The following is a 19,388-nucleotide window of genomic DNA, read 5'->3' as shown; positions in this document are numbered from 1 at the left end:
TGAAGCCTGACGGGACGGTGAGGTGCCGCCGGGCGACAGCGACCTGACCACGGCTCTGCTCAGGCCGTCGGCCCGTCGGCCCGTCGGCCCGTCGACCCGCCGGCCCGCCGGGCCGACGCGTCGCGCGACACGCCGCGCCCACCGGCCGCTGGGCGCACCCGCACGCTTCCGTCCGACGCCATGAGGGCGTTTCCCGTTCTCAGCCGGCCTACGGGCATGCTGGTGCCATGACGACCAGGCCGAAGAAGCTGCTCCTGCTGGACACCGCCTCGCTCTACTTCCGCGCCTACTACGGAGTCCCCGATTCCGTGAAGGCCCCGGACGGCACCCCCGTGAACGCGGTGCGCGGGCTGCTCGACTTCATCGACCGCCTGGTCAAGGACCACCGGCCCGACGACCTGGTGGCGTGCATGGACGCGGACTGGCGGCCGCGGTGGCGGGTGGAGCTGATCCCCTCCTACAAGGCGCACCGCGTGGCCGAGACCCGTGAGGGGGCGCCGGACGCCGAGGAGGTCCCGGACACGCTGTCGCCCCAGGTGCCGGTGATCGAGGAGGTCCTCGACGCGCTCGGCATCGCGCGCGTGGGCGTCGCGGAGTACGAGGCGGACGACGTGATCGGCACGTTCACGGCCCGGGCGAAGGGCCCGGTCGACATCGTGACCGGCGACCGGGACCTGTACCAGTTGGTGGACGACGCGCGGGGGGTGCGTGTCCTGTATCCGCTGAAGGGCGTGGGCACGCTGCAGCTCACGGACGAGGCGGTGCTGCGTGAGAAGTACGGGGTGGACGGCCGCGGTTACGCGGATCTGGCGCTGCTGCGCGGCGACCCGAGCGACGGGCTGCCCGGGGTGCCGGGCATCGGCGAGAAGACGGCCGCGAAGCTGCTGGACCGCTACGGCGACCTGGCCGGGATCATGGCGGCCGTCGACGATCCGGCGTCCGGGCTCACCCCGTCCCAGCGCAAGCGGCTCGACGAGGCGCGCTCGTACGTCGCGGTCGCGCCCGGGGTCGTCCGGGTCGCCGCGGACGTACCGTTGCCGGACGTGGACACGGCGCTGCCGGGCGAGCCGCGCGATCCGGCCGGACTGGAGCGGCTCGCCGCGCGCTGGGGACTCGGAGGGTCGCTGCAGCGGCTGCTGGCGACACTCCGCGCCTGAGCGGACCAGGGCACGGACCGCCACGGACGCAGGGGGTACAACGGCGCCTCCGTGGTACTCACGCCCCTACGGGCCCGGACCCGCACTACCGGGTGCGAACGGTGTCGTAGACACACGGGAACCGCGAAGCGGCGGCCCGGAGGCTGGTCACGTCGTCCGTGGTCACTCGCGCCGCGCGTGTGGGGTGTTGCACGAGGGAAGGTGCTAAGTTAGGTAAGCCTTAGCAAGGTATTCAGGAGGCCCGCCATGACAGAGCGTCCGGCACGCAGGACACCGAAGGCCCACCGTGCGCGAGTCGTGCGCACCGAGCGGCTCACACCGCACATGCACCGCGTCGTCCTCGGCGGCGAGGGTCTGGCGGAGTTCTCCACCAGCGGCAACTCCGACCACTACGTGAAACTGCTCTTCGGCGCCGCGGGCGTGACCTACCCGGTCCCCTTCGACCTTGAGCGGATCCGCGCGGAGTTCCCGCGCGAGCAGTGGCCCGTGATGCGCACGTACACGGTGCGCGCCTGGGACCCCGCGCTGCGCGAGATGACCGTGGACTTCGTGATCCACGGCGACGAGGGCCTCGCCGGACCGTGGGCCGCGCGCGCCCGGCCGGGCGACGAGATCCACCTCCTCGGTCCCGGCGGCGCCTACGCGCCGGACCCGGAGGCCGACTGGCACCTGCTCGTCGGCGACGAGAGCGCGCTCCCGGCCATCGCCGCGTCGCTGGAGGCGCTGCCCGACGGCGCGCGGGCCCACGCCTTCGTCGAGGTCTCCGGACCCGACGAGGAGCAGAAGATCGCCTGCGACGTGGACGTCGTCTGGCTGCACCGCGGGGAGCGCCCGGTGGGCGAGGCCCTGCTCGAGGCCGTCCGCGCGCTCGAGTGGCCCGAGGGCCGGCTGCACGCCTTCGTCCACGGGGAGGCGGGCTTCGTGAAGGAGCTGCGCCGTCTGCTGCGCGTGGAGCGCGGCATTCCGCGGGAGGACCTGTCGATCTCCGGCTACTGGCGGCTCGGGCACAACGAGGACGGCTGGCAGGCTTCCAAGCCGGAGTGGAACGCCCGCATCGAGGCGGAGCAGGAAGGCGCGCCCGCGCACGCGTGAGCGCTGGACGGGGGGCGGCCGCCCCCGGCGCGCCGCCGACGCAGCCGCCCCGCCCCCGCCCTCGTACGCTTGCCCCTGATGAGACGCCGCACCCCGCCCCCGCCCTCCCCCCTGCCGCAGCGTGAGGGGATCGACCCGGTACGGGTACGGCTGCCGCCGAAAAACACCTGGGCGACCGTGCGGGACCACCTCGTGGAACGGCTCGCGGCACCGCCCGGGGTGGTCGACGGGATGCTGGACGCGGGCCGGATCGTGGACGCCGGGGGGCGGCCGGTGCCGCCCGGCGCGGCCTACGTGCCGGGCATGTACGTGTGGTTCCACCGGGATCTGCCCGCCGAGGAGCGGGTGCCGTTCGCGCTCGACGTCGTGTACCGCGACGAGCACATCGTCGTCGCGGACAAGCCGCACTTCCTCGCCACCACTCCGCGCGGCAGCCATGTCGCCGAGACCGCGCTGGCCCGGCTGCGGCGCGAACTCGGCCTGCCGACGCTGTCCGCCGCGCACCGCCTGGACCGGCTGACGGCCGGCCTGGTGCTGTTCACGGTCCGTCCCGGGGAGCGCGGCGCCTACCAGACGCTGTTCCGCGACGGCCGGGTGGCCAAGGAGTACGAGGCCGTGGCGCCGTACGACCCCGCGCTCGCCACGCCGCGCACCGTGCGCAGCCGCATCGTGAAGGAGCGTGGTGTGCTCGCGGCGTACGAGGTGGAGGGCGAGCCGAACGCCGTCAGCCACATCGAGCTGACGGACCACCGCCCCGGCGGCCCGGCACTCTACCGCCTCGTCCCGAGCACCGGCCAGACCCACCAGCTCCGCGTCCACATGAGCACCCTCGGCGTCCCCATCCTCGGCGACCCCCTCTACCCCGAGGTGACCGATCCCGTACCACCCGGCGACTTCCGACGGCCCCTGCAACTGCTCGCACGGTCGCTGGAGTTCACCGACCCGGTGACGGGGGTGGCACACCGGTTCCGGAGCGGGCGTGTTCTCGGCGCGTGGGGGGCGTACGAGGACTGGGCGACCTGATCGGCGAAGAGCACGTCAGCCCTTATCGGCTCTCGTCTTCGACCGCATGACCGGCGCATGACCGACTGAATCTGGCCGCTCTTGTCCTGGCATCGGGAAGCCAGTCCACGCCACCAGCCCAGCCCCCGCCCACATGCGCGACCTTCCCTCCACCGAAGGCGACAGGCGTCGCGCATACCCCACGAATTCACTTTCATAGCCATGACCGAACCAGAACCAACTCCTTCGGATCGGTTCGGCACATGACAACATTTCAACCAAGTGCGCCCCTCGTGTGCCGTCGTACGCTCCTCCTGTGCCTCTTCACGGGGACCTACGTCGCGCGCACGCTGGGGATTACGGCCAGAAGTGGGATGTTCTTACGGAGGCTCGGGTCATGGCAGCAAGTCGCGTCGAAGTCACGGTGGTAACCCCGGACATGCTCGCTTGGCAGGGCCCCGCGCAGGAGGCTCTGGAGCGGTTGTCAGATGCGCGCGGCATTCAGGAATTACTGCACCTTTCACACGAGCTGTGGTGCGGTACGGATTGCGATCGCAGCACGGCATGCACCTTCCTGCATTACCCGCGGGACCCGGCGGCGGCGGTTCACCCGTCGACCACGAGGTCCCGCTACAACAAGCAGACCGCTCACCTGTACACCGTGATGGGCGCAGAGGGCTACGTAGGCCCGGTCGCGCAGTGCCACCGGATAAACGTGTGGCCGCTGCTGGAGAAGGTCGTGGAACGGTGGGACACGGTCGGGGGACGGCTCGGCGGCACTCCGGAACACTATTCCGACTGGACGAAGAAGCGTGACGCCAGCGCCGCTGTCACGGTGTCATGCGCATGTCGCGACACCATCCAGTGGATGGCCTGCTGGTGCGGCGAGCGATACGGCGCAGATCCACTGGGTCTTCACTACATCGCCTTCGCCACCATCCTCGACGACATCTGCATTCCCCCGCTCGACCTGGTCAGCGGCCGCTTCCGCATGTACGGCCGCTCCGTACGTGATCTGGTGCGGGCGATGGACTCGGCCGGCTGGGGGCGCGACGCGGTCCATGCACTGCTGTCGCTGATCAGACAGTCCATCGTCCAGTACGCGGAGAAGATGGACTTCCGCTCCGGGGACGAACACATCGGACTCCATGACGAGCTGAAGAACTCGCCGGACATGTGGGACGGAGTCATATTCCGGGGAAACACCGGAAATGCGTATGGCACCGCCATCATGGTCGCCCGGAACAGCAGGACGGGCCCGGTGTCCTTCCCCTGGCTCATGGACGGCGCCGTGTGCGACTGCCTGTCCATGGACCTGTGCAAGTCGGCGCTCGGCATCTACTCGGTCGACAACCACCAGCCGACTTCACATGGTCACCGGTCAGAGAAGAGAAAGGCCAGTTACCGGTCGATCTACCTCGACCTCATCGACGACTTGGTCTTCACCGGTGCCCCCGAGCCGTTGGTTCACTTCGGCCGCAGCGGTTTCCTCTTCGTACAGATCCAGGACCGATACCAGGAACGCAGGTACGGAAGGCGATTCCCGCTGGCTCCGCCGATGGCCCGCGAACTGAGGCGACTCTTCGGCGAAGTGCCGACAGACGAATGGCTCGACGAGGTGTTCCACAGCCGCGAAGCCGACGAAGCTCGCCCATTCGTGTGGTCACACCATCGCGCCGGCTGACGAGTACGGGGAGGACGGCCGCATCGGCCGGCACCGGCCGGTCTCCGGTACGGGCTGGACCCACCGGTGAAGCGCCCACGCGAACGCGGCCCGCGTGCTCGGCCCGGGCGATCCGCACCGCCCATGGCGACCGGACCCGTGCCGCGGCCGACGGCTCCCGGTGCCCGCGCCAGCTGCTGGCGCGGGCACCGGAGCTCACCGACCCGGTCGCGGAGGCGGAGTACCGGTGCGCAGGCACCCGAAAGCCCGATGCCCGGCCCTCCGGCACCGACGGAGCCGGTCAGTAGCCACGCCACCACCGCAGGAAACGCCGCCAGGCGCCCGCGGGGCGGGCCGGTTCCCCGGCTGCCGGGACGGGCTGCTGGGGCGGCACGGCCGACGGGGGCGCCGGAGCCGCGGCGGTCTGCTCGGGTTTCGGGGCGCCGACCTGCCAGTCGGTGCGCTGCGCCGGGACGAAGGCGTGGTCGGGCTTGGCCTTCACGTCCTGCTGCGGCTTCGGCTCGAAGCGGACCGGCAGCGCCACCAGATGCCGGTTCGAAATGGACGACCGCCAGCGCAACTGGTTCGCCGCGCCGTCGAGTTGTACGTCCGGAAGCCGGTTCAGCAGCGCGTCGACGCCGACGTCCGCGATGGCACGGCCGATGTCCTGGCCCGGGCACTCGTGCGGGCCGCCGCTGAAGGCGAGGTGCGAGCGGTTGCCCATCATGTTGGCCGACAGGTCGGGCCGGACGCGTGGGTCGACGTTGCCCGGTGCGATGCCCAGCAGGAGGCCGTCGCCCTCACGGATGCGCTGGCCGCCCAACTCCGTGTCCGTCTTGGCGAAGTAGGCGAAGACGGTGCTGAACGGCGGTTCGTCCCACAGGGACTGCTCCACCGCCTGGGGCACCGTCATCTGGCCCCCGTTGAGCTGGGCGCGGAACCCCGGGTCGGTGAGCACCAGTCGCAGCACATTGGCGAGGAGGTTGGCCGTGGCCTCGTACGCGGCCATCAGGACGACGCGCAGATGCTGGCCGACCTCCTCGTCGTTGAGCCGCGCCGAGTGGTTGATCAGATGGCTGGTGAAGTCGTCCTCGGGTTCGGCCCGGCGGCGGGCGGTGAGCCGCATCAGGACGTCCATGATGTACGCGTTGCTGGCGATGGAGGTCTCGGTGCCCTTGAGCATGTCGCGGGCGGCGTGCACGATCCGGTCGTTGTACTCGTCGGCCATACCGAGGATCTGGCACATCACAGCCATCGGCAGGTGCTCGGCGAACTGGCTGACGAGGTCGGCCCTGCCCTCCTCGCAGAACTGGTTCACGAGGTGCTGGGTCGCGCGGTTGATGTGGCGGCGAACGCCCCGGTGGTTGATGGTCGACATGGCGGCGGTCACCGCGCCGCGCAGCCGCACGTGCTCGTCGCCTTCGGCGTGGGCACAGATGGGCTGCCAGGCGAAGTGCGGCATGAGCGGGTGGTCGGGCTTGACCGTCCCGTCCTGCATGGGTCGCCACAAGCGATTGTTCTTGCAGAACTGCGCGGGCGCGCTCACCATGTGCAGGTTCTCGCTGTGTCCGAGCACCACCCAGATCGGCACGTCCTCGTGCAGCAGTGCCGGTGCCACGGGTCCGTGTTCCTCGCGGAGCTTCTCGTACACGGCTCCCAGGTTCTCCGCCTCGGGGCCGTACAGCCTGCGCAGCCCGCCGGGGCCGATGCCGTGCGCGGGGCAGCCGGGGGGCGGGCCGGCCAGGTGGTCCGGGCCGGGCGGGAAGGGGTGTTCAGACGTCACGTCGGTCGCTTTCGGCAGCTGGAGGCTTGGGGGCGGTCCGGTGTCCCGGGACGGGGGCCGGGCGAACCGGGGACGGGTCGTACGCCCTCCCGCGCGGGGCGTGGGGAGAGCGGGGCCGGGCGGTCATGCGCGCGCCTTCGCCGTCGCCAGCGCGTGCAGGAAGCGCAGCAGTGTCATCAGGACGTCCCGGCTGGCGGCGCGGCGCCGCGCGTCGCAGGTCACGATCGGGATCTCCGGGGCCAGGTCGAGCGCCTGGCGGAGGTCCTCGACGGGATGGCGCGGCGCGTCCGGGAAGTCGTTGACGGCGACGACGAAGGGCACGCCCTTCTCCTCCAGGCGCCCTATGACGTCGAAGCTGACCTCCAGCCGGCGGGTGTCGAGCAGGACGACCGCGCCGAGGGCGCCTTCGAACAGGCCGTTCCACAGGAACCAGAAGCGCTCCTGGCCGGGCGTGCCGAAGAGATAGAGCACCAGCTGTTCCGTGATGCTGATGCGGCCGAAGTCCATGGCGACGGTGGTGGCCGTCTTGGTGTCGGAGCCGTAGTTGTCGTCGACCCCTATGCCGGCCTGGGTCATGGTCTCCTCGGTCGTCAGCGGCTTGATCTCGCTGACGGAGCCGACCATGGTCGTCTTGCCGACTCCGAAGCCGCCCACGATGACGATCTTGACCGCGGTCTCCGCCGTGTGCGGCAGATGGTCCTCGGGCAGGGGACCCGTGACGGTGTCAGAGCTTTTGAAGTCCATGCATCACCGCTTCGAGAAGGGAACGGTCCGCCCGCGCCTGCTTCACCAGCGGAGCGCGCGCCTGGGCCAGTTCGGCCGCCAGCAGGTCGGTGAGCAGGACGGTCACCACGCTGAACGGCAGATCGAGATAGGCCGAGATCTCGGCCACGGACAGGGGGGCCTGGCAGATCCTGAGCAGCGCCGACTGCTCCGGTGCCGCGGAAGGCGGCGGCTCGGCGCGCGCCACGATCAGCGTCACCAGGTCGATGGGGGCCCGCTCACCGTCCCCGGCACCCGTGCCGGTGAGGATGTACAGCCGTTCGACCTCCTTCCGGTTCCCCGGAGCGGCCGCTTCCGGGCTGTCGGGAGGACTGTCCGGGAGCGGCGGGGGCGGCGGCGGGGGGAGCTGTTCCTCGGGGTAGCGTCGCCGGCGTCGCGGAGGCGTCATACTGTCTGCCCGTTGCGCCGGGGCGGACTCGTCAGATGCGAGCCGATGCGTACGACGAGGTCGCGCATGCGGGCGCTCATCAGCCCGGGTTCGGCGATCTCGTTGGCGAGGACCGCGAGATAGGCGTTGGGGCCGGCCTCCATCAGGTAGAAGTAGCCGCCGTGGATCTCGATGATGACCATGCGCATCCGGCCGTCGCCGGCGTCGATCTCGGTGGCGACGGCCCCGGCGAGGCTCTGCAGGCCGGCGCAGGCCGCGGCGACGCGGTCGGCGGCGTCCGGGTCGCCCCCGTGCCGCGCGATGCGCAGTCCGTCGGCGGAGAGCACCACGATCTGTTCGATGCCGGGAACGCCGTCGGCGAGCTCCTTGAGCATCCAGTCGAAGTTGGCTCGCGGCTGCATCACTTGAGGTCCCTCTCGTCGTCGGCCTCCACGGGGGCCGGCTGGTCGGTCGCGCTGAACGTCGGGGAAGACGACGGGTCGTCGGGGTTCCTGGTGAAGGCGGTCGGGTCCGGGTCGCTCCTGAGGCCGGCCATGAATGCCTCCACCCAGGCGCCGGGCGGGTCGATCTTCTGCGGCTCGTCCTCCCCCCACACGGGGGCGGCGGCCCGGGCGGCCTCGGCCGCGGCCTCCGCGGCGGCGGCCTCCGCCATGCGCTGGCTGAGCGGGGTGCTCACCCGGCTGCGGCGCTGCGGCAGCCCGCCCGGGGTCCACTCGGTGACGACGGGTACGTCGTCCTCGTAGCCCATGCCCATCGCCATCTTCTCGGCCGAGGAGCGGACGGGCGGGCCGGCGGTGGGGCGGCGCTTCTTGGCGACGCGGTCGGGTCCCTCGACGCCGTCGGTGTCCACGGTCGACAGGGAGGTGATGCCGATGCCGTGGGCCAGGCCGGGGACGCCCTCGTCGGTGAGCATGTCGCGCGGTACGACCATCACGGCGCGGACCCCGCCGTACGCGGACGGCCGCAGCGAGATCTGGAGGTTGAACATCGTGGAGAGGCGGCCGACGACGGCGAGGCCGAGGCGCGGGGTGTCGCCGAGGTCCTGGAAGTCCATGCCGGCCTGGGCGCGGGCGAGCATGCCCTCGGCCCTGGCGCGGCCCTCCTCGCTGAGGCTGATGCCGGCGTCCTCGATCTCGACGGCGATGCCGGTCTGCACCTCGACGGCGGTGACGTGCACCCTGGTCTGGGGCGGCGAGTAGCGGGTGGCGTTGTCGAGGAGTTCGGCCGCGGCGTGGATGAGCGGCTCGACGGACACGCCGGCCACGTTGACCTTGGCGATGGAGTGCAGCTCGATGCGGCGGTACTCCAGGATGCGGCACATGGCGCCGCGCAGCACGCTGTACAGCGGTACGGGCGCGGGCCACCGGCGGCCGGGGCGGCCGCCGCCGAGCACGGCGATGGAGTCGGCGAGGCGGCCGATCAGCGCGGTGCCGTGGTCGATGCGCAGCAGGTCGTCGAAGACCTCGGGGTTGCGCCCGTGGTCCTCCTCCATCTCGCGCAGTTCCTGGTTCTGCTGGTGGACGATCGCCTGTACCCGCCGTGCGATGTTGACGAAGGCGCGCAGCGAGGAGTCGCGCCGGACCTCCTCGCGGTCGACCAGGTCGATGATCATGCGGATCAGCGAGCGCTGCGACGGGGGCAGGTGGCTGTACTCGGGGTTCTCATCGATGCCCAGGCGGACCGCGTCGGCGGGGGACTCCCCGCTGTGCAGACGGTCCAGCATCGCGGGCAGGATCTCCCGGCCGAGACGCAGGAACTCCTCGTCGTGGGCCGCGACGCGATGCTCCAGGTAGCCGGTCCGGTGGGCGAACTCGGCGCGCAGGGCCCGGATCCGACGGCCGCGGCGGACCACCTGGGACGCGGTCGCCACGACCAGGACGGTCGCGACGGCCCCGCACCAGCCGATGGCGGTCCGGGCCGGCCCCGTCACCAGGGCCGCGGCGGCCCCGGTCGCCGCGGCCATCAGTATGGCCGGCGGCAGCAACACGCGTGCGTAGGGAAGTTCACGGCCACCGGGAGGCGATTGAACACTCACCATGTATGCCCTCTGGGATGAGTCGACGGGGAGTAGGGGGACGTGCTGTGGGTAGTGAGTTCCCAAACAGGGTCTTCGGTATTTTTGGGAACAAGCGCACGATTACACCTCAACTCGGTGCGCTGCGGGCGAGCTTAATCCGACCGGATCACCGTCGTGTCATATTGCGCAAGCACCTGAAATCGCCCAGCCACAGCGATACCCTCAAGCCCATTTACACACTGGGAACGCATTCGCACACCGTGCGTAACAGTGAACGGGCATACGAACGGCGCCGCTTCGAGAGGCCGGAGCACCTCTCTCCACGGCGCCGGATCGACAAGGCGGGGCAGGGGGCGGGGACAGGGGGACACCGCCTCCGGCACGGCTGCCGGAGGCGGTCGCGCTCAGCCCACCGACGAGTACGCCACGACCCCGCGCAGCAGCCCGTCCACCGCCCTGCGGGCGTTCTTCGTCACCGTCGAGCCCTCGGGCGCGGCCGCCGCGATCTGCCCGAGCACGTCGATGACCTGCTTGCACCAGCGCACGAAGTCGCCGGCCGGCATCTCCGCCTCGCGCAGCACCTCGTCCAGACCCGTGCCGGAGGCCCACATGTAGGCGGCCCAGGCGAAGCCCAGATCGGGTTCGCGCTGGCCGACGCCCTCGGTCTGGTTGATGCGGAAGTCCTCCTCCAGGGCGTCCAGGCGCCCCCAGATCCGCACCATCTCGCTGAGGGACGCCTTCGCCTTCCCCGAGGGCAGCTTCGGTGTGAACGCGTCGTCGCCGGCCCGGGACTCGTACACCAGCGCGGAGACGCACGCGGCGAGCTCCGCCGGGCCGAGCCCCTCCCACACCCCGGCCCGCAGGCACTCGCTGGCCAGCAGGTCGAGCTCGCCGTAGAGCCGGGCGAGCCGCTTGCCGTGCTCGGTGACCTCGTCGCCGCGCAGGTAGTCCAGCTCGGTGAGGAGGGCGACGATGCGGTCGAAGGTGCGGGCGATGGTGTTCGTCCGGCCCTCGATACGGCGCTCCAGCTGCGCCGTGTCCCGCTTGAGGCGGTAGTAGCGCTCGGCCCAGCGGGCGTGGTCCTCACGGTCGCTGCACCCGTGGCAGGGGTGGGCGCGGAGCGCGGTGCGCAGCCGGGCGATCTCCCGGTCGTCGGCCGCCGCGGACCGCTTCTTGCGGTGCCGCTCCGCGGTGATGTGCCCGGCCTTGGTGCGCAGCGCGGACGCCAGGTCGCGGCGCGACTGCGGCGAGCGCGGGTTGAACGACTTCGGGATGCGCATCCGCTCCAGTGCCTCCACGGGCACCGGGAAGTCGATGGACGCGAGCCGCTTCACCTGGCGTTCCGCGGTGAGGACGAGGGGGCGCGGGCCGTCGTGGTGGTCGAGACCCCGGTGGCCGTTGGTGCGGCCGGCGGGCAGCCCCGGGTCCAGTACCAGCGCGAGACCCGCGTACTTGCCCGTCGGCACGTGGATGACGTCGCCCGGCTTCAGCTTCTCCAGCGCCACGGCGGCCTCGGCGCGCCGCTGGGCCGCGCCCTGCCTGGCCAGCTCGGTCTCACGGTCCTTCAGTTCGCGGCGCAGCCGCGCGTACTCCTCGAAGTCGCCGAGGTGGCAGGTCATGGAGGCCTGGTAGCCGTCCAGACCCTCCTCGTTGCGCTGCACCTGGCGGGAGATGCCGACGACCGACTTGTCCGCCTGGAACTGCGCGAACGACGTCTCGAGCAGCTCGCGCGAGCGGTGCCGGCCGAACTGCTCGACCAGGTTGACCGCCATGTTGTACGACGGCTTGAAGGACGAGCGCAGCGGGTAGGTGCGGGTGCCCGCGAGCCCGGCCAGGTGCTCGGGGTTCATACCGCGCTGCCACAGCACGACCGCGTGGCCCTCGACATCGATGCCGCGACGGCCCGCACGGCCGGTGAGCTGGGTGAACTCACCGGGGGTGATGTCGGCGTGCTGCTCGCCGTTCCACTTGACGAGCTTCTCCAGCACCACCGAGCGGGCGGGCATGTTGATGCCCAGCGCGAGGGTCTCGGTGGCGAAGACGGCCTTGACCAGGCCGCGCACGAACAGCTCCTCGACGACCTCCTTGAACGTCGGCAGCATGCCCGCGTGGTGGGCCGCGATACCGCGCTCCAGGCCCTCCAGCCACTCGTAGTAGCCGAGGACGTGGAGGTCCTCGCGCGGGATGCTCGCCGTGCGCTCCTCGACGAGGGCGCGGACCTTGTGCCGCGCGTCCTCGTCGTTCAGCCGCAGGCCCGCGTACAGGCACTGCTGGACGGCGGCCTCGCAGGCGGCGCGGCTGAAGATGAACGTGATCGCGGGCAGCAGTCCCTCGGCGTCGAGCCGCTCGATGACCTCGGGGCGGCCCGGCGTCCAGACCCGGGAGCGCTGCCTGCGCTCGCGTTCGCGGTCGGCCTCGCGCATGGCGCGCCCGCGCCTGCGGTCCTGGTACGAGGGGCGGCTGGCCTCCAGTCTGGCCATGCGGGTCAGGTCGGGGTTGACCGCCCTGCGGTGGCCCTCCCCCTCCTCGAACAGGTCGTACATCCGGCGGCCGGCCAGCACGTGCTGGAACAGCGGCACGGGCCGGTGCTCCGAGACGATCACCTCGGTGTCGCCGCGCACGGTGTCGAGCCAGTCACCGAACTCCTCTGCGTTGGACACGGTCGCCGACAGTGACACCAGCGTCACCGACTCGGGAAGGTGGATGATCACCTCCTCCCAGACGGCGCCGCGGAACCGGTCGGAGAGGTAGTGCACCTCGTCCATGACCACGTAGCCGAGGCCGCGCAGCGTCTGCGAACCCGCGTAGAGCATGTTCCGCAGCACCTCGGTGGTCATCACGACCACCGGCGCGTCGGAGTTGACGCTGTTGTCGCCGGTCAGCAGGCCGACCTTGTCCGCGCCGTAGCGCCGGCACAGGTCGGCGTACTTCTGGTTCGACAGCGCCTTGATCGGCGTCGTGTAGAAGCACTTCATGCCCTGCCCCAGGGCGAGGTGCACGGCGAACTCGCCGACGATCGTCTTGCCGGAACCGGTGGGGGCGGCCACCAGCACGCCCTTCCCCGCCTCGAGCGCCTCGCAGGCCTCGATCTGGAAGGGGTCGAGGCCGAAGTCGTACATCTCGCGGAAGGAGCCGAGCGCGGTGGCCTGCTCGGCAGCCCGCTTGCGGGCTGCCGCGTACCGCTCGGCCGGTGAGAGGTCCTCTGTCATCGTGCTTTCGAGGTTACCGGCCCGCACCGACAACAGGACGATCATTATCCGGATCCATCCCTGCGGCACACGGGATCATCGCAGCTCAGTGCGGTTCCGTCCGGTGACGCGGAAGCGGCCGGCGGCGCCGAGGGGGCGCCCCGGCCGCGGGAGCTCCACGTCACGTCGGGACGGATCAGGTCACGTCGTCGTACCCGTTGACCCGGTCCCTGCCCTGGCCGTTGCCGCTCGTGCCCTCGGGCAGCGCGCGGCTCGCCGAGACGGCTTCGACCTCGCCGATGTCCTCGGGCGTCAGATCGAGCTCGGACGCCTCGTCGTCATCGGGACCCTCGGCCTCGCGGCGCGCCACGCGGCGGTCGTTGACGAGGGAGACGGCGACGGCGAAGAAGTAGAGGACCCAGATCGGTCCGGCGAGCGCCATCATGCTCAGCGGGTCCGTGCTGGGGGTGGCGATGGCCGCGAAGACCGTGATGCCCATGATCATGGCGCGCCACCAGCCGAGCATGCGCCTACCGGTGATCATCCCGGTGAAGTTGAGCATGATCAGCAGCAGCGGCAGCTCGAAGGCCAGCCCGAAGACGACCACCATGCGCGTGACGAGGTCGAGCAGGTCGTCCAGCGGCAGCAGGTTGTCCACGTTGGCCGGCGTGAACTCGATCAGCACCTGGGCGGTGGTGGGCAGCACCGAGTAGGCGAAGTAGGCACCGGCGAGGAACAGCGGGGCGCCGGTGGCGACGAAGGCGATCGCGTACTTCTTCTCCGCCTTGTGCAGACCCGGCGCGACGAACGCCCAGAGCTGGTAGAGCCAGACCGGCGAGGCCAGGACGACACCCGCCATCAAGGAGACCTTCAGCGCCAGCGTGAAGGGCGTCAGCAGACCGTTGATCGTGATCTGCGCGCACGTCTCGTCCTTGGTCCTCGCCAGTTCCTCGAAGGTCCTGGCACAGCCGACCGACTCCAGGATCGGCCTGGTGAGGAAGTTGATGATGTCGTTGTAGAAGAAGGCGGCGACGACCGTGACGAGGACGATGGCCAGCAGGGCCTTCGCGAGCCGGTTGCGGAGCTCACGGAGGTGCTCCACCAGGGGCATCCGCCCCTCTGGATCCTTCTCCTTCTTGCGGGCAGGCTTCAGCAACCCACGTTCCCATCTCGTGCGGCGGGCCGGGGGTCACCGGCCCTGCGTCAGCGCTTGGTCGTGTCCGTCGGCTCGGTGACCGGACGGGAGCTGGTCACGTCACCGGGCGCTGCCTGGATGGTACGCGCGGTCGCGGTCCCCTCCTGCGGCGGGGCGGAGGGGGCGGCGGAGTCGTCCTTGTTCTCCGACTTCATCGCCTTGGCCTCGCTCTTGAGGATGCGCGCGGACTTGCCGAGCGAGCGGGCCATGTCCGGAAGCTTCTTCGCGCCGAACAGCAGGATGATGACGACGAGGATCAGAATGATCTCGGGAGCGCCGATCCTTCCGAACATAAGCTTTTACCTTCTCACAGAGGCGGCGGGCGGGGTGCTGTCCGACCGGCCGGACATACGTCCGACGATCGCGCTGGCAGCGATCGTAACGCTCAGGGGTGAACGCAAGGCAATCCCTCTGCGTACTCCGAGTTGCGGCCCGCGCCTCCTGTATCGGGCCACGACCATGAGCGTACCTGCCCCCGGTACGGGGGTGACAGGGCGAAGCGGTCCGGAGCGCACGGCGTCCATGACACATGGGAAACCAACGGTGTGATCACAGCGCGTCAGCGGCGCGGGCCGTGCTCACGGCCGCCTGCTCCAGGTCCTCCGCGGCACGGTTGATGCGCCGCGCCGAGTCCGTGACCTGCCTGCCCAGCCGCTCGGCCTCGACGAAGACCCGGACAGCGAGGATCCCCAGCACGGTGAGTCCCAGGAACCCCAGAGCGATCGCGAACATCGGCCAGAACATGGACCGAGCCTAGCCCGCCGAGTGCAGCCGCAGTGTCCGCACCCCGCCTCCGGTCAGCAGCTCGACGATGCGCTCGCCCGCGGGCTTGCGGACGGTCACCCCGCACTCGGGGCAGACGAAGGAGTAGAACGTCGTCCTGCTGGTGGCGCCGATGGCGAGCCGCAGCTCACTCGCGCCGAGCTCGAAGCTGACCCGGCAGTCGGGGCAGCCCGCCTTGAACACCACGCCGGCCACCCGCCGCATGCCGGCGAACGCGACCTCCACGGACATCTCCTGCACACCGGACGTCGCCGATCCGCTCACAGTCCCTGCTCCTGCCTGTCGTACCGCCGCTCCCGCACTCCGAGGGGACCGCCGGTGGCTGTGCGGGGCCCACCGTGCGCCGACCGTGGACCCCCGTACGACGACGGCTCGTCGTGCACGGACCGCGGCCCGCCGTCGCCCGCGTCCGGCTCGTCGTACCCGCCCGGCAGCTCGTCGTAGGCGGCGAGCGCGTCCCGTGCCGCCTGGCGCGCGGCGTCCGCGAGATCCTGCGGCGCGACGATCCTGCCGTCGCGGCCGAGCCGCAGCGCCAGCCGCCGCAGCGAGGCGGGGTCGGGGGTGCGCAGGGTGATGCGCAGCCCGCCCTCGGGCAGCTCCTCGGCGCTGTCGTGCGGGTAGTACTCGGCGACCCAGCGCCCGCCGGGGCCGACCTCGACGACGACCTCCGGGTCCTCGGCCGCGGGCTGCACCAGCGCCTCGGACAGGTCGCGCAGCTCGATCTCGGGCGGCGCGGACGGCTCGTCGAGGACCTTGATCTCGGCGACCCGGTCGAGCCGGAAGGTACGGCGCGCCTCGGAGCGGCGGCACCACGCCTCGACATACGTGTGCCCGACGCTGACCAGACGGATCGGGTCGATCTCGCGCTCGCTGAGCTCGTCGCGCGCGGGCGAGTAGTACTTGATCCACAGCCGGCGGCGCTCCGAGATCGCCCGGTCGACGTCCGCGAAGACCCCGCCCTCCGACTCGAAGGTCACCGAGAGCCGGGAGCTGGCGCCCGCCGTCTCCCCCGCGGCCGTCTCGACCTTGGCGGTGGCCCGCAGCAGCGCCTGCCGGTCACCCTCGCGCAGCCCCGGCAGGGTGGCCACGGCACGGGCGGCCACCAGCAGCGCGGTGGCCTCGTCGGCGGCGAGCCTGAGCGGCTCGGCCGCCTCCGCCGCGAGCGCGGCCGGGTTGTGCCACCAGATGCGCTCGCCGTCGGTGTCGATGTCGAGCAGGTCACCGCCGCGGAAGCTGGTCCCGCACAGGGGCAGCACGTCGAGGTCGGAGATCAGCTCGTCCTCGGTGATCCCGAAGGCACGGGCGACGTCCTCGACACGGGCGCCGGGGCGCTCCCTCAGATAGGTCACCAGGGAGAGCATCCGCCGGGTCTGGTCGATGGCGTTCGCCGGCCTGGCCGGTTTTCCCACCACGTCCTCCTCGTCCCCTCAGCCCTTGGCCACGGCGCGCAGCCGGTCCACCACGTCGGCCCGCAGCTCGGCCGGTTCCAGGACCACCACGTCGGGCCCGAACTCCACCAGCCAGGCGTCCAGCCCGTGCCCGTACGGGATATCCAACTCGTCCCAGCCGTCACCGAGTTCCCGTACCGCGGTGGCTTTCGCCCGCAAGGGGTAACCGGCGCCCGTGCGCAGCCGGATCCGCGCGGAGCGGTCGGCGATCTCGCCGGCCCAGCTCGCGACGGTCTCCCGCACGGTGACGACATCGGGCACCTCGGCGGTGTAGCTGCCGCTGCGGGACCTGACCCTGCCGGTGATCCGCGACAGCCGGAAGACCCGCTCGGCGCCCCGGTCACGGTCGAATCCGGCCAGGTACCAGTGGCCGCGCCAGCACTCCAGCGCCCACGGCTCGACATTGCGTGACTCGGGACGGGCGGCGGTCGCCTTGCGGTAGTCGAAGACGACGGGGCGGCGGTCCCGGCAGGCGAGCATCAGCGGCTCGAAGGCCGCCTCGTGCACGGGGATACGGGGCTCCAGCGCGCTGTGGGCCCCGTACGGGTCGACGTCCTCCGGCAGGCCGGCCGCACGCAGCTTCTGCAGGGCACCGCTGGCGGCACCGGCGAGGCGGGCCTGCTGCCACACCTTCGCGGCGAGGCCGAGCGCGGCGGCCTCCTCGGCGTCGAGGGTGATGGGCGGCAGCCGGTTGCTGTCACGGCGGGCCAGGTAACCGATCTCGCCGTCGAGGCTCTCGACCGTCTCGATCACCAGGCCGAGCTCGCGCAGGTCGTCCTTGTCCCGCTCGAACATGCGGTTGAAGGAGTCGTCGGACCCCGCCTCCAGGTAGGCCTCGATGGACTCCCGCAGCTCGCGCTTGCTGAGCGGCCGCCGCGTCCCGAGCAGACACAGCGCCAGGTTCATCAGCCGCTCGGCCTTGGCAATGGCCATCGACGCCCTTCCCTATGGTGCTTCTGACGGATGACCGTACCGCCCCGGGGTACCACGGCAAAAGCCGAGGGTCGGTGCCCGCACGGGCATGGGCCCCGGGCGCCGGTCACGGCGCCGCCCGCCCGCTGCCCGGCCGCCCGCCGCGCGGCCACGGACCCGCGGCGGACGGCCGGCCGGAACGCCCCGCACCGTCGCGAGACCGGCATCCGGCCGGCGGGACCGGATCGGTGCCCGCACCCGCCGACCGGCCCGGTGCCCGTCACCGGAACGATCCCGCGCCGGCACCGGAGCGGTCCGGTGCCGGCGCGGGCGGCCCGGCGACGACGGCCGGCCGGTCGGCTACGGCGACCGGTCAGACGGCGACCAGGTCGCAGACGAAGATCAGCGTCTCGCCCGGGGCGATACGGCCGCCGCCGGCGCCGCGGTCGCCGTACGCCAGGTGCGCGGGGATGGTCAGCTGACGACGGCCGCCGACCTTCATGCCCTGCACGCCCTGGTCCCAGCCCGCGATGACCTGGCCGGCACCGAGCTGGAACTGCAGCGGCGTGCCGCGGTTCCAGGAGGCGTCGAACTCCTCGCCGGTGGAGAAGGACACACCCACGTAGTGGACGGAGACGGTGTCGCCCGCCTTGGCGACCGGCCCGTCACCCTCCCAGATGTCCTTGATCTCGAGGTCCTTCGGGGGCTCGCCGCCCGGGAAGTCGATCTCGGGCTTGTCGATGCTCACGTCTTGGGCTCCTGCCGGTGTGCGAATGCTTGTGTGCGCGTGCTCGCGTACGAACACGGCGACACGGACAGTCTTACATCCCGGTGGGGGGCACACGGTCGGCCCCCGTGGGGGTCACATCTTCGCCAGGATGTCCACGGTGAACACCATCGTGGAGTCCTTCTCGATGCCGCTGCCGCTCGGCGGGGTGTCGCCGTAGCCCAGCTCCGGCGGGATCACGATGACGATGCGGCTGCCGACCTTCTTGCCGGTCATGCCCTGCGACCAGCCCTTCACGACCTGCTGCAGCCCGAACGACGTGATCGCCTCACGGCCGTACGTCGAGTCGAACTCCTTGCCCGTGTCCCAGACCACGCCCTTGTACTGCACGAGGACGGTGTCGGAGGCCGCGACCTCCGCGCCGTCGCCCTCGATGACGTAGTTCGCGACGAGCTTCTTGGGCGGGTCCGCCTTCGGCACCTCGATGGAGGGCGCCTTGCCGTCGGTGTTCGTGCCCACCTTGGGCAGGGCGGTGTCGTCCTGGGCGACCGTCTCGCCCTGGGCGGAGCTCTTCGCGTTGAAGGCGTCCTCGATGTCGATCACGAAGACGAGCGTGTCGGTGCCCTCGATGCCCGCCTGCGCGTTGCCCTGCGTGCCGTAGCCCCACGTCGGCGGCACCGAGATCTGCACCCGGCTGCCGGCCTTCTTGCCCGCCAGCCCGTAGCGCCAGCCGTCGATGATGCCGCCCTGGGCGAGCTGGATGACCAGCGGGGTCCCGCGGTCGTAGGAGTTGTCGAAGACCTTGGCCGAGTCCCAGACCTGGCCCAGGTAGTGCGCCTGGACGTAGTCGTTCTCGGCCACCGTCCGGCCGCTGCCCGCGATGACCGTCTTCACCGCGAGGTCCTTCGACGGTTCGCCGCTGCCCTTGGCGACGGTCGGCTTCTCGCCGAACCCGGTACCGGCCGTGATGGCGGGCAGGGGGCCGTCCACGATGTTCGGCGGCTTCGCCGAGGCGCCCTCGGACGCGGACGGGCTGCTGCTGGCGTCGTCCGCCGAGTCGGACGAGTCGTCACCGCAGGCGGCGAGCGTCGCGAATCCGGCGGGTACGGCGATGAGGAGTGAGCGTCGGCGCACGGTGGGGGCCTCGTATCGGTTCGGGTTCGATCTTGCGTTGGCGTGCGCGCAACTCTACGACGTGAGAAGGGCGCCGTACGGCCAACGTACGACGCCCCTCGTCACGTTCCTCGGGA

18 protein-coding genes are annotated in these 19,388 nt (G+C 71.2%); 4 read left to right on the top strand and 14 right to left on the bottom strand.

The genetic code is table 11. From position 1 onward, the window contains the following. Positions 1 to 227: 227 nt before the first annotated feature. The 4 genes from IEZ04_RS14845 to IEZ04_RS14830 all read left to right on the top strand — a co-directional run bounded on the left by IEZ04_RS14845 (position 228) and on the right by IEZ04_RS14830 (position 4,935). Positions 228 to 1,157: a 5'-3' exonuclease gene (locus tag IEZ04_RS14845; protein ID WP_189217318.1), complete on the top strand. Its 930-nt coding sequence runs from the start codon at positions 228 to 230 to the stop codon at positions 1,155 to 1,157. Between the two features lie 246 nt (positions 1,158 to 1,403). After that, positions 1,404 to 2,249: a siderophore-interacting protein gene (locus IEZ04_RS14840; protein WP_189217317.1), complete on the top strand. Its 846-nt coding sequence runs from the start codon at positions 1,404 to 1,406 to the stop codon at positions 2,247 to 2,249. 78 nt (positions 2,250 to 2,327) lie between these two features. Then, on the top strand, positions 2,328 to 3,272 hold the full coding sequence (locus IEZ04_RS14835) for an RluA family pseudouridine synthase (RefSeq protein ID WP_189217316.1): 945 nt from the start codon (positions 2,328 to 2,330) through the stop codon (positions 3,270 to 3,272). 376 nt (positions 3,273 to 3,648) lie between these two features. Beyond that, a complete protein-coding gene (locus tag IEZ04_RS14830) occupies positions 3,649 to 4,935 on the top strand; it encodes a hypothetical protein (protein WP_189217315.1) in 1,287 nt (428 codons plus the stop codon). Positions 4,936 to 5,215: 280 nt separating this feature from the next. On the opposite strand, the gene IEZ04_RS14825 is transcribed toward IEZ04_RS14830, so the two are convergent. From IEZ04_RS14825 to IEZ04_RS14760, 14 genes are all read right to left on the bottom strand, one after another. Beyond that, complete coding sequence (locus tag IEZ04_RS14825) at positions 5,216 to 6,697, bottom strand: cytochrome P450 (RefSeq protein ID WP_229821043.1); 1,482 nt, start codon at positions 6,695 to 6,697, stop codon at positions 5,216 to 5,218. A gap of 123 nt (positions 6,698 to 6,820) precedes the next feature. Further along, entirely contained in the window at positions 6,821 to 7,441 is a 621-nt protein-coding gene (locus IEZ04_RS14820; protein WP_189217314.1) for a GTP-binding protein, read from the bottom strand. After that, complete coding sequence (locus tag IEZ04_RS14815; RefSeq protein ID WP_189217313.1) at positions 7,422 to 7,868, bottom strand: DUF742 domain-containing protein; 447 nt, start codon at positions 7,866 to 7,868, stop codon at positions 7,422 to 7,424. The genes IEZ04_RS14820 and IEZ04_RS14815 overlap by 20 nt, the downstream gene beginning before the upstream one ends. Beyond that, on the bottom strand, positions 7,865 to 8,272 hold the full coding sequence (locus IEZ04_RS14810) for a roadblock/LC7 domain-containing protein (RefSeq protein WP_189217312.1): 408 nt from the start codon (positions 8,270 to 8,272) through the stop codon (positions 7,865 to 7,867). The genes IEZ04_RS14815 and IEZ04_RS14810 overlap by 4 nt, the downstream gene beginning before the upstream one ends. After that, positions 8,269 to 9,906, bottom strand: a complete 1,638-nt coding sequence (locus IEZ04_RS14805; protein ID WP_189217311.1) for an ATP-binding protein — start codon at positions 9,904 to 9,906, stop codon at positions 8,269 to 8,271. Before IEZ04_RS14805 ends, IEZ04_RS14810 begins: the two co-directional genes overlap by 4 nt. A gap of 383 nt (positions 9,907 to 10,289) precedes the next feature. Next, on the bottom strand, positions 10,290 to 13,139 hold the full coding sequence (locus IEZ04_RS14800; RefSeq protein WP_189217310.1) for a DEAD/DEAH box helicase: 2,850 nt from the start codon (positions 13,137 to 13,139) through the stop codon (positions 10,290 to 10,292). A 130-nt stretch (positions 13,140 to 13,269) separates the two neighbouring features. Then, positions 13,270 to 14,229: a twin-arginine translocase subunit TatC gene (gene tatC, locus IEZ04_RS14795; RefSeq protein WP_189217309.1), complete on the bottom strand. Its 960-nt coding sequence runs from the start codon at positions 14,227 to 14,229 to the stop codon at positions 13,270 to 13,272. 47 nt (positions 14,230 to 14,276) lie between these two features. After that, positions 14,277 to 14,561, bottom strand: coding sequence for a Sec-independent protein translocase subunit TatA (tatA, locus tag IEZ04_RS14790; RefSeq protein WP_189217308.1), 285 nt, complete (start codon positions 14,559 to 14,561; stop codon positions 14,277 to 14,279). A 256-nt stretch (positions 14,562 to 14,817) separates the two neighbouring features. After that, on the bottom strand, positions 14,818 to 15,012 hold the full coding sequence (locus IEZ04_RS14785) for a hypothetical protein (RefSeq protein ID WP_189217307.1): 195 nt from the start codon (positions 15,010 to 15,012) through the stop codon (positions 14,818 to 14,820). 9 nt (positions 15,013 to 15,021) lie between these two features. After that, positions 15,022 to 15,315, bottom strand: coding sequence for a hypothetical protein (locus IEZ04_RS14780; RefSeq protein ID WP_189217306.1), 294 nt, complete (start codon positions 15,313 to 15,315; stop codon positions 15,022 to 15,024). Beyond that, entirely contained in the window at positions 15,312 to 16,463 is a 1,152-nt protein-coding gene (locus IEZ04_RS14775) for a helix-turn-helix transcriptional regulator (protein ID WP_189217305.1), read from the bottom strand. Before IEZ04_RS14775 ends, IEZ04_RS14780 begins: the two co-directional genes overlap by 4 nt. 15 nt (positions 16,464 to 16,478) lie before the next feature. After that, positions 16,479 to 17,432, bottom strand: a complete 954-nt coding sequence (locus IEZ04_RS14770) for a helix-turn-helix transcriptional regulator (protein ID WP_189217304.1) — start codon at positions 17,430 to 17,432, stop codon at positions 16,479 to 16,481. Positions 17,433 to 17,784: 352 nt separating this feature from the next. After that, positions 17,785 to 18,159, bottom strand: a complete 375-nt coding sequence (locus IEZ04_RS14765; RefSeq protein WP_189217303.1) for an FKBP-type peptidyl-prolyl cis-trans isomerase — start codon at positions 18,157 to 18,159, stop codon at positions 17,785 to 17,787. 114 nt (positions 18,160 to 18,273) lie between these two features. Next, positions 18,274 to 19,272, bottom strand: a complete 999-nt coding sequence (locus tag IEZ04_RS14760; RefSeq protein WP_189217302.1) for an FKBP-type peptidyl-prolyl cis-trans isomerase — start codon at positions 19,270 to 19,272, stop codon at positions 18,274 to 18,276. Positions 19,273 to 19,388: the final 116 nt, after the last annotated feature.

This window comes from Streptomyces ruber, assembly GCF_014648075.1.
Classification (GTDB): Bacteria; Actinomycetota; Actinomycetes; order Streptomycetales; family Streptomycetaceae; genus Streptomyces; species Streptomyces ruber.
This window is presented reverse-complemented; position numbering and strand designations above follow the sequence as displayed.

Coding starts and splice junctions, on each gene's coding strand:
- IEZ04_RS14845 (WP_189217318.1), top strand. CDS start 228: ATGACGACCAGGCCGAAGAAGCTGCTCCTGCTGGACACCGCCTCGCTC.
- IEZ04_RS14840 (WP_189217317.1), top strand. CDS start 1,404: ATGACAGAGCGTCCGGCACGCAGGACACCGAAGGCCCACCGTGCGCGA.
- IEZ04_RS14835 (WP_189217316.1), top strand. CDS start 2,328: ATGAGACGCCGCACCCCGCCCCCGCCCTCCCCCCTGCCGCAGCGTGAG.
- IEZ04_RS14830 (WP_189217315.1), top strand. CDS start 3,649: ATGGCAGCAAGTCGCGTCGAAGTCACGGTGGTAACCCCGGACATGCTC.
- IEZ04_RS14820 (WP_189217314.1), bottom strand. CDS start 7,441: ATGGACTTCAAAAGCTCTGACACCGTCACGGGTCCCCTGCCCGAGGAC.
- IEZ04_RS14815 (WP_189217313.1), bottom strand. CDS start 7,868: ATGACGCCTCCGCGACGCCGGCGACGCTACCCCGAGGAACAGCTCCCC.
- IEZ04_RS14805 (WP_189217311.1), bottom strand. CDS start 9,906: ATGGTGAGTGTTCAATCGCCTCCCGGTGGCCGTGAACTTCCCTACGCA.
- IEZ04_RS14800 (WP_189217310.1), bottom strand. CDS start 13,139: ATGATCGTCCTGTTGTCGGTGCGGGCCGGTAACCTCGAAAGCACGATG.
- tatA (WP_189217308.1), bottom strand. CDS start 14,561: ATGTTCGGAAGGATCGGCGCTCCCGAGATCATTCTGATCCTCGTCGTC.
- IEZ04_RS14785 (WP_189217307.1), bottom strand. CDS start 15,012: ATGTTCTGGCCGATGTTCGCGATCGCTCTGGGGTTCCTGGGACTCACC.
- IEZ04_RS14770 (WP_189217304.1), bottom strand. CDS start 17,432: ATGGCCATTGCCAAGGCCGAGCGGCTGATGAACCTGGCGCTGTGTCTG.